This is a genomic window from Pseudomonas sp. NPDC089743 (genome assembly GCF_044748785.1).
In the GTDB taxonomy this organism is placed as follows: domain Bacteria; phylum Pseudomonadota; class Gammaproteobacteria; order Pseudomonadales; family Pseudomonadaceae; genus Aquipseudomonas; species Aquipseudomonas putida_X.
This window is the reverse complement of the sequence record NZ_JBIVGS010000030.1, coordinates 1-12,008: the sequence shown is the minus strand read 5'-3', so window position 1 is coordinate 12,008 and position 12,008 is coordinate 1. Positions and strand designations below refer to the sequence as shown.

General features: G+C 64.0%; 7 protein-coding genes. 6 read left to right on the top strand and 1 reads right to left on the bottom strand.

The annotated features are described in order from the left end of the window. The first annotated feature begins 178 nt into the window (after positions 1–178). From recC to ACIPZC_RS25735, 6 genes are all read left to right on the top strand, one after another. Complete coding sequence (gene recC, locus ACIPZC_RS25760; protein ID WP_400630339.1) at positions 179–3,655, top strand: exodeoxyribonuclease V subunit gamma; 3,477 nt, start codon at positions 179–181, stop codon at positions 3,653–3,655. Next, positions 3,652–7,323, top strand: a complete 3,672-nt coding sequence (gene recB, locus ACIPZC_RS25755; RefSeq protein WP_400630337.1) for an exodeoxyribonuclease V subunit beta — start codon at positions 3,652–3,654, stop codon at positions 7,321–7,323. The genes recC and recB overlap by 4 nt, the downstream gene beginning before the upstream one ends. Then, positions 7,320–9,395, top strand: coding sequence for an exodeoxyribonuclease V subunit alpha (recD, locus tag ACIPZC_RS25750; RefSeq protein WP_400630335.1), 2,076 nt, complete (start codon positions 7,320–7,322; stop codon positions 9,393–9,395). The genes recB and recD overlap by 4 nt, the downstream gene beginning before the upstream one ends. A 107-nt stretch (positions 9,396–9,502) precedes the next feature. Further along, positions 9,503–10,069 (top strand): YfiR family protein, encoded by a 567-nt coding sequence (locus ACIPZC_RS25745; RefSeq protein ID WP_400630333.1) that lies wholly within the window; start codon positions 9,503–9,505, stop codon positions 10,067–10,069. Continuing rightward, positions 10,066–11,337, top strand: coding sequence for a diguanylate cyclase domain-containing protein (locus tag ACIPZC_RS25740; RefSeq protein ID WP_400630331.1), 1,272 nt, complete (start codon positions 10,066–10,068; stop codon positions 11,335–11,337). Before ACIPZC_RS25745 ends, ACIPZC_RS25740 begins: the two co-directional genes overlap by 4 nt. Before the next feature lie 3 nt (positions 11,338–11,340). Continuing rightward, positions 11,341–11,832, top strand: a complete 492-nt coding sequence (locus tag ACIPZC_RS25735) for an OmpA family protein (protein ID WP_400630329.1) — start codon at positions 11,341–11,343, stop codon at positions 11,830–11,832. Positions 11,833–11,903: 71 nt separating this feature from the next. Here ACIPZC_RS25735 and ACIPZC_RS25730 read toward each other — a convergent pair. Continuing rightward, positions 11,904–12,008: IS3 family transposase (locus tag ACIPZC_RS25730; RefSeq protein ID WP_400630341.1), on the bottom strand; the 105-nt coding region annotated here is incomplete at its 5' end.

Sequence of the window (12,008 nt, the reverse complement as noted above, 5' to 3'; positions counted from 1 at the left end):
TGGTAGTGTGGGGTTTCCCCATGTGAGAGTAGGTCATCGTCAAGATTCATTTCGCAAAACCCCTATCTGCGCGAGCAGGTAGGGGTTTTGTCTTTTCTGGCTTTCACAGATCCCGGACTCGGCGGTTAGCCGTGATATCGTTCCCCATCAGCCCGACCTGCCTTCCAGAGAACCATCAATGGCCAACCCGACTTCACTCCACCCCGGCTTCATGATCGTGCACGGCAACCGCCTGGACGACTTGCGCAGCCTGGTGGTGAGTTGGATGCGGCGCTATCCGCTGGCCCCCCTGGAAAACGAAATTGCCCTGGTGCAGAGCAATGGCATCGCCCAGTGGCTCAAGCTGGCCTTGGCCGAGGACCCGCTCGAAGATGACCAAGGCGGCTGTGGGATCGCTGCTGCCATCGAAGTGCAGTTGCCAGGCAGCTTCATGTGGCAGTTGTACAGAAAAGTCCTCGGGCGTGACGAAATCCCGGAAGTTTCCCTGCTCGACAAGGCCCCGCTGACCTGGCGACTCATGCGTTTGCTACCCGCGTTGATCGAGCGCCCGCATTTCGAGCCGTTGCGACGCTTCCTCACTGACGACGGCGATCTGCGCAAACGCTATCAGCTTGCAGAGCGCCTGGCTGACCTGTTCGACCAATACCAGGTCTATCGTGCCGACTGGCTGAAGGACTGGGCAGCCGGGCAGCACGTCCTCAATACGGCCCGTGGCGAACGCAAGCCTCTGGCGCCTGGCAACCGCTGGCAGGCAGAGCTGTGGCGGGCCCTGCTCGAGGATGTGGGTGAACAAGGCATGGCCCAGAGCCGGGCAGGGGTGCACCAGCGGTTCATCGAACGTATCAACAGCCTTGAGCAGCCCCCTGCGGGCCTGCCTTCACGGGTAATCGTATTCGGTATCTCATCCCTGCCTGCCCAAGCCTTGGAAGCGCTGGCAGGCCTCGCACGCTTCAGCCAGGTATTGCTGTGTGTGCACAACCCTTGTCGCCACCACTGGGCGGACATCGTCGCCGACAAGGATCTACTGCGCCACCAGTACAAGCGCCAGCAACGCAAACAGGGCATGCCCGTGCAACTGGATGACGAGTCCTTGCACCAGCACGCCCACCCCTTGCTGGCCGCCTGGGGCAAACAGGGACGCGACTACATCAACCTGCTCGACAGTTATGACGACCCAGGCAGCTACCAGGGCGCATTCAGCGACGGGCGCATCGACTTGTTCAGCGAAAGCGAGCCGACGACACTGCTCAAGCAGCTGCAGGACGATATCCTCGAACTGCGCCCGCTTACCGAAACCCGTGAGCTGTGGCCTGAGGTGGTTCTGGCAAAAGACCGCTCCATCCGCTTCCACATCGCCCACAGCCCACAGCGCGAAGTCGAGATCCTGCACGACCAGTTGTTGGCCCGCTTCAGTGCCGACCCCACCCTGCGCCCGCGTGACGTCATTGTCATGCTCCCGGCGATCGACACCTATGCACCGCATATCCGCGCCGTTTTCGGCCAGTTACAGCGTAACGACCCGCGTTACATACCCTTTACCCTGACCGATCAGGGCCAGCGCGGGCGGGATCCCTTGCTGATTGCCCTGGAGCATCTGCTCAAGCTGCCAGACAGCCGTTTCGCCGTCAGCGAGGTGCTCGATCTGCTGGACGTACCGGCTGTGCAAGCCCGTTTTGGGATCCGCGAAAGCGACCTGCCCACGCTGCACCGCTGGATCGAAGGTGCCGGTATCCGCTGGGGGCTCAATGCCGAGCAGCGAGCGGCCCTGGGCCTGCCCGAAGGCCTTGAACAGAACAGCTGGCGGTTCGGCCTGCGGCGTATGTTGTTGGGTTATGCCGTCGGTATGGGGGAAGGCTGCGACGGTATCGAACCCTACGACGAAATCGGCGGGCTGGATGCTGCGCTGATCGGCCCGTTGGTGGCGTTGCTCGACGCCCTGGATGTGGCCAACCATGCCCTCTCGCAGCCAGCCACTGCTGCCCAATGGGGCGAGCGGCTGAACGCGTTGTTGCAAGTGTTCTTCTTGGCAGAAGGCGAACATGACGAGTTCCTGCTCATGCAACTGCAGGAGCTGCGCGATAGCTGGCTGGAGGTGTGCGAGACTGTCGGCTTGCAAGACGTGCTACCCCTCACCGTCATACGCGAGGCGTGGTTGTCGGGCCTGGATCAGGGCAAGCTGTCCCAGCGTTTTCTTGCCGGTTCGGTAAACTTTTGCACCCTCATGCCAATGCGTGCCATCCCGTTCCGGGTGGTCTGCCTGCTGGGCATGAATGATGGCGATTACCCGCGCGCCCAGCAGCCGTTGGACTTCGACCTGATGGCCAGTGATTACCGCCCCGGCGACCGCTCGCGCCGGGAGGATGACCGTTACCTGCTGCTCGAGGCGTTGTTGTCCGCGCGCGATCAGCTATACATCAGCTGGGTCGGCCGGAGCATCCGCGACAACAGCGAGCGTCCGGCGTCCGTGCTCATAGGCCAACTGCGCGATCACCTGGCTGCAGGTTGGCGGCTGGCCGGTGGCAGGGACAGCCAGCACGCGGGCGAGCAGTTGTTGCATGGGTTGACGCAAGAGCACCCGCTGCAGCCCTTCAGCCCGCGTTATTTCCAGAAAGGCAGCGCGTTGTTCAGTTACGCCCATGAATGGCAGCTGCTGCACCAGGTTAGCGATGAGGGCGAACAGGCAGACATTGGCCTGCCACCCTACAGTGGCGATGAAGCCCTGACGCTCACGCAACTGCAGGATTTTCTGCGTAATCCGGTGCGGCACTTCTTCAGCCAGCGGCTGAAGGTGTTTTTCGAGGCGCTGGAGGCGCCGACGCCAGATGAGGAGCCGTTCGTCCTGGACGCCCTGCAGCGCTACAGCGCCAGCGAAAGCCTGCTCGGGGCGGCGCTGGCCGACCCGGAAAACGCCGAGCATGCGCTGCAAGCCCAGGCGCGCCGGCTGCAGGCATGCGGCATGCTGCCGTTGGCCGGGTTCGGTGAGCTTTTGCAGGCAGAACTGATTCAGCCGCTGCCCGACCTGCTGCAACGCCATCGCCAATTGTTGCAGCGCTGGCCCGAGGTGGTGGAGGGCGCGCTGCCGATCAATTTCGAACAGGGCAGTCATCGCCTGGAGGGCTGGCTTGGCCGGGTCTACCAGGCCGCCGACCAAAGCCTGTTGAGCATCACCACGGTGCCCAACACCATCAGCGCCGGGCGTAACAGTCTCAAGTGGCACCGGCTGATCGCCAGTTGGGTCATGCACCTGGCGGCGTGCGCCGAAGGCTATCCGCTGTATAGCGCCCTGTTGGCCAGCGACATCACCTTGCTGCTTGCGCCACTGTCACAACACCAAGCTGCTGAGCAGCTCGGCCATTTGCTGGTGTCACGCCAGGCCGCAATGAATGCGCCGCTGCCGGTTGCCGCCAAGACAGCGTTCGCCTGGCTGGCCCAGGACGATCCTGACAAAGCCCTCGCCGCAGCCGCGCGTGCTTACGAAGGTGATGGCCGCACCAGTTTCGGTGAGCGCAGCGAAAGCCTGGCCCTGGCCCGACAATTCCGTGACTTCGCCGCACTCAGTGCCGACGAAACCTTTGAAGGCTGGTGCGAAACCCTGTACCGCCCGTTATACAGCGCAGCCTGGCAGACGCTGGGCAACCCGGAGAGTGGCGCATGACCCAGGTCCGTCCCCTGGCACTGAGTTTTCCCCTGCACGGCAGCCAACTGATCGAAGCCAGTGCCGGTACCGGCAAGACGTTCACGATTTCGGCCCTTTACCTGCGGCTGATACTTGGCCATGGCGGCGAGCACGCTTTTGCCCGCGAACTGCTGCCACCGCAGATCCTCGTGGTGACCTTCACCGATGCAGCCACCAAGGAACTGCGCGAGCGTATTCGCGCGCGCCTGGCCGAGGCTGCACGCTTCTTTCGCGGCGAGCTGCCAGAAGCCGACCCGCTGCTGCACCAGCTACGTGACGATTATCCACAGGAGCACTGGCCTCGCTGCGCCAACCGCCTGGAGATCGCCGTACAGTGGATGGACGAAGCGGCAGTCTCGACCATTCATGGCTGGTGCCAGCGCATGCTTCGCGAACATGCCTTCGACAGCGGCAGCCTGTTCACCCAGAGCCTGGAAACCGACCACAGCGACTTGCTTGGCCAGGTCATGCGCGACTACTGGCGGCGTTTCTGCTACGGCATGCACGGCGCGGCGCTGGGCTGGGTGCGCAGCCATTGGGGCAGCCCCGATGCACTGTTGCCCCGGATCCGCCCATTGTTTGGTCGCGTGCGTGCCCAGCAGGATGAGCAAGAACCGCAAGCGCTGATCGATGCCGCGCTGCTGGAGCGCGCCGATCAGTTGTACCAACTCAAAGCCCCGTGGGCGCAGTGGGCCGAGCAGTTGCAACAGATCTGCCGGGACGCCGTCGCCGCCAAGCAGGTCGACGGGCGCAAACTGCAGGCGCGCTTCTTCGAACCCTGGTTCGACAAGTTACGCGCCTGGGCTGCTGATGAGCAGATAGTGGAGCTTGACCTGGGGACTGGCTTTACGCGCCTGACCCCGGCAGGCATGGCCGAAGCCTGGAAAATCGGTGAGCCTCCAGATCACCCGGCCTTGCACGCCATGCACGATCTGCCACAACAGCTACAGGCCTTGGCCAGCCCCGATGCCCGCCTGCTCGAGCACGCCGCTGCCTGGGTTTCGGCGCGCTTCGAGGTGGAAAAGCGCCGCCGCGCCGAGATGGGCTTCGACGATATGCTGCTGCGCCTGCAACATGCGTTGGCCAGTGAAGCCGGCGAGAGGTTGGCAAGCCTGATTCGCGAACAGTTCCCGGTAGCCCTGATCGACGAATTTCAGGATACCGACCCTGTTCAGTACGGCATCTTCGAGCGCATCTACCGCATCAGCGAAAATCGTGAGGAAACCGGTCTGTTCATGATCGGCGACCCGAAGCAGGCCATCTATGCCTTCCGAGGCGCCGACATTTACACCTACCTGTCCGCGCGGCGCGCCACCGCCGGACGGCTGCACAGCCTGGACACCAATTACCGCTCCAGTGAAGCAATGGTGGCCGCTGTCAATCAGGTGTTCCTGCAGGCCGAAGCCCGTGAGCAAGGGCGGGGCGCCTTCCTGTTCCGCGAAGGCCAAGACAACCCGTTGCCGTTCATCGAGGTACGCGCCAAGGGGCGCAGCGAACGCCTGTTGATCGACGGCCAGGCAATCCCGGCCCTGCAGTGTTGGCAATTGGAGAGCGAAGACCCCGTCTCCAGCACACTGTACCGGCAGCAACTGGCGGCCAGCTGCGCCAGCCACATCGTCGCCCTGCTCAACAGTGCCCAGCGCGGCCAGAGCGGTTTCAGCAAGGCTGACGGCGAACTGCGCCCCTGCCTGCCCTCAGACATCGCCATTCTCGTACGTGACGGCCATGAGGCGCAGTTGGTGCGAGCCGAACTTGCCGCCCGTGACGTTCGCAGCGTGTACCTGTCCGACAAGGACTCGGTCTTCGCCGCCCAGGAAGCGCATGACCTGCTGGCCTGGCTCAAGGCTTGCGCCGAGCCGGACTCCGAGCGCCTGCTCAAGGCCGCCTTGGCCAGCCTGACCCTGGACCTGTCGCTGGCCGAGCTGGACCAGTTGAACCAGGACGAGCGGGTCTGGGAGGACTGGGTCATGCGTTTTCGCCGCTACCGCGACACCTGGCAGCGCCAGGGCGTACTACCGATGTTGCGGCACCTGCTGCACGATTTTCAGTTGCCGCGTACGCTCGTTGCCCGCAGCGATGGCGAGCGGGTGTTGACCAACCTGCTGCACCTGGCGGAGCTGCTGCAGCAAGCGGCGGGCGAACTGGATGGCGAGCAAGCGCTGATCCGCCATCTGGCCGAGCACTTGGCCAACGCCGGCCAGGCCAGTGAAGACCAGATCCTTCGCCTGGAGAGCGACGAACAGCTGGTCAAGGTGGTGACCATCCACAAATCCAAAGGCCTGGAATACCCCTTGGTCTACCTGCCGTTCATCTGCACCAGCAAACCGGTCGACGGTAGTCGCCTGCCGCTGGCCTGGCACGACAGCCAAGGGCAGGCGCAACTGACCCTGACCCCCGACCCGACGCAGATCGCCTTGGCCGATGATGAGCGCCTCGCGGAAGACCTGCGCCTGCTCTACGTGGCCCTCACCCGTGCCCAGCATGCATGCTGGCTGGGCGTTGCCGACCTCAAGCGCGGTAATCAGAAAAGCTCGCAGCTGCACCGCTCCGCTCTCGGCTATCTGCTTGGCGGCGGTGAACCGCTGCAGGGCTCGGCGCAACTGGCGGACTGGCTGCAGAGCTTGCTGGCCGGCTGCCCACACATTGCCTGCCCCGGCCTGCCAGAGGCAGACGAACAACGCTACCGCACGCCCCATGCCGAACGCGAGCTGCAGCCTGCACGCAAGCCTCGTCGTGCAGCAGCGGAGCATTGGTGGATCGCGTCCTACAGCGCCTTGCGGGTGGGTGAACAGACACTGGGTGCCGACAGCTCCCTGGCCCAGCAGTTGCTCGACGATGAGGGGGGCGCTATTCAACTGCCCCGCGAGGTGCCCGCCGACGGCGGCGACATCCACCGCTTCCCGCGCGGGCCGAACCCCGGCACCTTCCTCCATGGTTTGCTCGAGTGGGCCGGGCGCGAAGGCTTCGCCGAGGTCGCCGCCAACCCCAAACTGGTCGAGCGCACCGTTGGCCAGCGCTGCAACCGGCGCGATTGGACCGGCTGGATCCCGGCACTGAGCCAATGGTTGCAGCAACTGCTGAACGAGCCACTGCCTGCCCGTGATATGAGCCTGAGGTTGGCGCAGTTGCAGCACTATCAGATAGAAATGGAGTTCTGGTTCGCCAGCCATCAGGTCGATGCCCAGCAGCTTGACCAGTTGGTCGCCCGCCACACTCATCCAGGTGCAGCGCGCCCCGCAGCTCAGCCGACGCTGCTCAACGGCATGTTCAAAGGCTTCATCGACCTGGCGTTCGAGCTCGATGGCCGCTATTACGTGGCCGACTACAAGTCCAACTGGCTTGGCCCGGATATCCAGGCCTATGACACGCAGGCCATGGAAAAGGCGATCCTGGAGCACCGCTACGACTTGCAGTACGTGCTTTATCTGCTGGCCCTGCATCGCCAGTTGCGTGCCCGGCTGCCCGATTACGATTATGACCAGCATGTGGGCGGTGCGCTGTTCATCTTCTTGCGCGGCGCCAGCAGCAGCGGCCACGGCGTGTACTTCGCCAAGCCGCCACGTGAGTTGATCGAAGCACTCGATGCGCTGTTCCGTGGCGTGCATGCGCCTCAACAACACGACCTGTTCGCCGGAGCTGCGCCATGAGTCGCACCCTTGATGACCTCTTGCCTACGCCACTGAACGCCGAGCACCTGCTGACGCTGGCGCCGCAACGCAACAGCGCAGACCTGCTGCAACTGCTCGACCGCTGGGTTGAGCGCGGCTGGTTGCGGGCGCTGGACCGTGCATTTGTGTCCTTTCTGGAAGAGCGCGCCCCCGGCAGCGATCCGCTGTTGCTGCTGGCCGCTGCCTTGGCCAGCCATCAGCTGGGCCACGGGCATGTCTGCCTGGACCTGCAGCAAACCCTGGCCGAGCCGGATTTCGCCCTGTCGCTGCCGCCGGAAGGCGATGCCCTGGCAGGGCCGTTGCTGCTGCCGTCGCAGTTGCTCGCCAACCTCGACCTGCACACCTGGCGCAAGCGCATTGCCGCCAGCACCCTGGTGGCGGCTGGCGATACCCCTGGCCATGAGCCCCGGCCATTGGTGATCAGCGGTGAACGTCTCTACCTGCGCCGCTACTGGAGTTACGAGCGGCAGATCGACGAAACCCTGCGCCAGCGCCTGGGTCAAGACGAGGCCACCCCCACAGACCTGCCTGCGCGCTTGGCGCAGTTGTTTGATGAAGGTGCTCTGGCCGGCCAGGTGGATTGGCAGAAACTGGCGTGTGCCCTGGCTACCCGCGCCGGCTTCAGCATCATCACCGGTGGGCCGGGCACCGGCAAGACCACCACGGTGGTGCGCCTGCTGGCCTTGCTGCAGGCGCCTGCAGTCGAGCAGGGCAGGCCGCTGCGCATTCGCCTTGCCGCGCCCACCGGCAAGGCTGCAGCGCGCCTGACCGAGTCCATCGGTCAGCAGGTCGAGCGTTTGCAGGTCAGTGCCGATGTCCGCCGGCAGATTCCTACCGATGTCAGTACCGTGCACCGGCTGCTCGGCAGCCGCCCGGCCTCTCGCCACTTCCGTCACCATGCAGGCAACCCGCTGCCGCTGGATGTGCTGGTGGTGGATGAAGCCTCGATGATCGACCTCGAAATGATGGCCAACCTGCTCGATGCCTTGCCCCCCAAAGCCCGGTTGATCCTGTTGGGTGACAAGGACCAGCTGGCCTCGGTCGAGGCGGGTGCGGTGCTGGGCGACCTGTGCCGGGATGCCGAAGAGGGCTGCTACTCACCCGCTACCCAAGCATGGCTGGAGCAGATTGGCGGTCAGTCGTTGGCCGAGAGCGGGCTGAAGGCCGGCGACGCGCAACGCAACCCTTTGGCACAGCAAGTCGTGATGCTGCGTTTTTCCAGGCGCTTTGGCGAAGGCAGCGGCATCGGCCAGCTGGCGCGCCTGGTCAACCGCCAGCAAGCCCAGGCGGCCCGCGATCTGTTGACGATGCCGCCGGCCGATGTATTCGGCCTGGCCCTGCGCGGCGAGCACGACCGCGCCTTTGATCGGCTGATACTCGACGGCCTGAACCGCGGCGCCGATGGGCCACAAGGCTATCGCAGCTACCTGCGCACCATTGGCCGGCATCGTCCAGCGCCTGGCAGTGCTTTCGACGATCCGCTCTGGGAGCAGTGGGCTGGCAAGGTGCTGCGCAGCTTTGAGGACTTCCAGTTGCTGTGCGCGGTGCGCAGGGGCGCCTGGGGGGTGGAAGGGCTCAATGAGCGGGTGGCGCGAGTGCTGCACAGTGCCGGGCTGATCGACAGCCAGCAGCCTTGGTATGAAGGGCGCCCGGTACTGGTGACGCGTAACGACTACGGTCTGGGCCTGATGAACGGTGACATCGGCATCGCCCTGCGCTTGCCGGACGAGCAGGGCGAGCCGCTGCTGCGTGTGGCCTTCCCACGCAACGACGGCAGTGGCGGGGTGCGCTTCGTGCTGCCCAGCCGGCTCAACGAGGTGGAAACGGTATTCGCCATGACCGTCCACAAGTCCCAGGGCTCTGAATTCAGCCACACCGCGTTGGTACTGCCCGATGCGCTCAACCCGGTGCTGACCAAAGAGCTGGTATACACCGGTATCACCCGGGCCAAGCATTGCTTCAGCCTGGTCGAGCCACGGCAGGGCATCTTCGAAGAAGCGGTGGCGCGCAGGGTGCGGCGCATCTCCGGTTTGATGCTCGAGCAGGTGTGATGCATAGCTGTGGGAGCTGCCGTGCGCCGTGACAGGGCGCTTCCACAGCGATAACGGCGTTGTGCTATCGTTGCGCCACATCTGAAGGGATTTAAGAGATTTCCCACATGACAGTGGTTGGCAGACGTGTGACTGGCGGTGCGCTTTCGCGGTTGCTGACCCTCTTGGCGCTATTGGCCGGCCCTGTTCATGCGGATGATTCGGCCACTGCTGCGCAGGCCCTGCAACGTGCCGAGGCTGTGACTCAGGTTGTATTGGGTATCTTGAGTTACGCACGCTGGCCGGTCGAACCGGTGCCGCTGCGGTTGTGCCTCGTCGGCCCGACCGAGTACACCGACGACCTGATCAAAGGCAACCTGCAGAACTCCGGTCAACCGCTGCAAGTGCGCCGTCTGCTTGCTGATGACCGGGAGATCGCCCACGCGTGTGACGCTGTGTACATCGGCAAGCTCGACCAAGGCCAGCGCGATCGGTTGTTCCAGGCCGTCAGTAACCACCCTGTATTGAGCATCAGTGAAGCCGACGACCCGTGTACGGTCGGTACCCTGTTCTGCCTGCGGGTCAGCGACCAGCAGGTTGCATTCGAGGTCAACCTCGACTCTGTGGCACGCTCGGGCGTGCGTATTCACCCCAGCGTGCTGCAGTTGTCGCGGCGCCGGGGGGTGCAACCATGAGGGCGAGCAGAAAAAGTGGCGTCCGCCCGACCCTGCGCTCGGTACTGAGCCGGGGTCACCTCAGCGTCGCCGTGTTGGCCGTCGGCCTTGCCGGTATCTCGCTGACAGTGCTGGGTGTGCTTGCCTTGCGTGTGTACGCCAACCACAACTTGCACTTGATCGCCCGCTCGATCAGTTACACCGTCGAAGCCGCCGTGGTGTTCGACGACAGTGGCGCGGCCAACGAGGCCTTGGAGCTGATTGCCAGAACCGAAGAAGTGGCCGATGCCAAGGTGTTCAACAATGACGGTAAGCAGTTGGCGCATTGGCAGCGCAACGACAACGGCATGCTCGCGCCCTTGGAAGCGCAAGTGGCAAGGGCCTTGCTGAGTGAGCCCATCAACCTGCCGATCATGCATCAGCAACAAAAGGTCGGGCACATCGAGCTGGTCGGCCAAGGCCGCAGCCTGCTGCTGTTTCTGCTCAGCGGCTTGGGCGGCATCCTGTTCTGCACAGCCCTCAGCGCTTTTGTCGCCCAGTACCTGTCCCGGCGCATGCTCGGCGATATCGTCCGCCCTCTGCGTAGCCTGGCCAGCGTCGCCCACGCCGCCCGCCGCGAGCGCAGCTTCGACCGCCGTGTGCCGCAAGCGCCGATCGCGGAACTCAACGAGCTGGGCAATGACTTCAACGCCTTGCTGGACGAACTGGAAATCTGGCATGGCCACCTGCAGAACGAAAACGCCACCTTGGCCCACCAGGCCAGCCACGACAGCCTCACCGGCCTGCACAACCGTGCGTTCTTCGAGGGCCGGCTCAACCGCAGCGTGCGCAATGCCGCCCGGCAGCAAGACCATATGGCGCTGTTGTTCCTCGACAGTGACCACTTCAAACGGATCAATGACAACCTCGGCCACGCGGTCGGGGACCAGGTGCTGATCAACGTCGCCGACCGCGTGCGGGCGCAACTGCGTGAGCATGACCTGGTGGCGCGCCTTGGCGGGGATGAATTCGCCGTGCTGCTGACACCGCTGCAGTCGCGCACAGATGCTGAACGTATCGCTGACAAGATCATCAGCAGCATGGCGCTGCCGATTCAGCTCGACAGCGGGGGTAGCATCACCACCTCGCTCAGCGTCGGGATTGCCTATTACCCGGAGGATGGCGACGACCCCGCCAGCCTCCTCGATGCCGCAGATGCGGCGATGTACCAGGCCAAGCGCATGCGCCGTGGCCACTGGCACGCGGCCCAGACGGAACGGTCCGCCGCTGAAATCAAGAACAGGAGCTGAACCGTGATACAGCGTTTGCGTTTTCCCTTCATCGCCTTGCTGCTGGTTTTGCTGGCGCTCACGGGTTGCCAGAGCACACCCCGGAAAGGGCTGACGGCCGAACAGGTCGCTGTGCTCAAGCGCGAGGGGTTTGCCCCCACTGATGAGGGCTGGGCGTTCGATCTGTCGGGCAAGGTGCTGTTCGGCAGTGACGTGGATAGCCTCAATGGCCAGAGCCAGGCGATTGTCGAACGTATCGGCAAGGCGTTGCTGGGTGTTGGCATTCAGGGCGTGCGGGTCGACGGCCATGCCGATGCGTCAGGCAAGGCGGCGTACAACCAGCAGCTGTCAGAGCGGCGGGCGCAGAGTGTGGCCAAGGTGTTGATCGGCATCGGCATGCCGACCCAGAACATTCAGACCCGAGGCCTGGGCAGCACTCAGCCGGTAGCGGATAACCGCACCAGCCTTGGGCGTACCGAGAACCGGCGGGTATCGATTGTGGTGGCGTCTTACTGAGATCCGCGTTGCATTCATCGCCGGCAAGCCGGCTCCCACATGGTGGACTGCCCCCCAAAAGTTGGACAGCTTTAAGCTGCGGCCCGAGTCCTGTACTCCACAGGGCTCAGGCCATTGAGCCTGAGCTTGATGCGATCATGGTTGTAGTAGTGAATGTACTCATCCAGACCCGCTCT